Annotated in this window: 1 protein-coding gene and 1 pseudogene; both read right to left on the bottom strand. The window is 38.8% G+C overall.

What is annotated here, in order from left to right; all coding sequences use genetic code 11:
- Nucleotides 1-11: 11 nt before the first annotated feature.
- Nucleotides 12-269 carry a YesK family protein gene (locus tag B1A98_RS20015; RefSeq protein ID WP_125474344.1) on the bottom strand — a complete coding sequence of 86 codons (258 nt, stop codon included), beginning with the start codon at nucleotides 267-269 and terminating at the stop codon, nucleotides 12-14.
- 548 nt (nucleotides 270-817) lie between these two features.
- A pseudogene (locus B1A98_RS20020) lies at nucleotides 818-1,154 on the bottom strand (transcriptional regulator); the annotation flags it as partial.

Raw genomic sequence — 1,154 nt, forward strand, 5'->3', positions numbered from 1 at the left:
TTTTATGCATCTCATTTCCTTGCTTTCGCCATAACAAACGAAGCTATAGCAAAAATCATTAAAAAGAAGGCCAGAATTCCGTAGGCTGCGCCTTCAAATCCCCTACTATTGACAAAGCCAATATAAAATAGGATAACGGCCGCTGCAATGGTTAAAACTCCTGGTATCAGTCGCACAAATAAAGAAAAATTCATCTTCTTAAACCACCATGTAACCAATAAAACAACAATTCCTATCACAACAGCTACTAGAAAAGGCAATAAAATCATTATCTTCTCCTTTTTTTTCCATTTACCTCATTCTATACTGACTTCCACTTATCCTCCAATACCTTTTTATTTCATCCTTCTTCTAACTCTTTTCTCCCTTACTCTCTCATCCTCTCCTTTACTTAATCACTCACTCTTCTACTCACCTTACACTTACTTAACTCTCTACTCCCTATCTCTCCCCGCCCGCCAGCACTCACTACCTATTCCATTTCATGAGGAAAGGTAAGTGGGTTATTTATCTATAGTCCTGCCGAATGATCACGGAATGGAAGCATGGAATGCCGTGATCATTCGGCAGGACGGCAGACAGCCAACGGATGGCTGCAGATCAATAACCAGTGCCCGGCGGGCCAGGGAGTGAAAAGCCAAAAGTGAGTAAATTAGATGTAAATGTACTCAACAGTATTGTTTTAAGTATTAATTTACATTTGATTGACTATCCAATTTACTCTGTTTTCGTATTTAATGTTTCCTTAGTGACGCTCTTGTTGCCTTTAAGGCAACTTTAACAGCCTTAAAGGCTCCTGTTTTTTTAAACAGGGCCATTAAGATTCCATGTAGGCCTTAAACTGCAGAAAGATTGGATCGTTATTCATGATTTCTCTTCGTTTTTCAATCGTCATCATGTTTCTGAGCGTACCAAAGAAATAGGCGTTAAAAGAGCCTTTAATACGTTTATGTTTATGAGCAAAAATCGATTCTTTAAAGGCTTGGACGACTAATGGCGTTAATTCTTCCAAAGGCTCATTTAAACGGGTGATACGATAAGCTAGCATGGCTTTCCCCCATAGCTTATAAATCTCTTTGGCTTGTCCAAAGAACGGTTTCACGGTTAATACAAAGTTCTTTGGAATATGAGAAGGGGTAAACGAGTCATCTAAA

The organism is Pseudobacillus badius, from assembly GCF_002189605.1.
In the GTDB taxonomy this organism is placed as follows: Bacteria; Bacillota; Bacilli; order Bacillales; family Domibacillaceae; genus Pseudobacillus; species Pseudobacillus badius.

What these genes read in the sequence shown, in the direction of transcription:
- B1A98_RS20015 (WP_125474344.1), bottom strand. Translation starts at nt 269, where the DNA reads ATGATTTTATTGCCTTTTCTAGTAGCTGTTGTGATAGGAATTGTTGTT.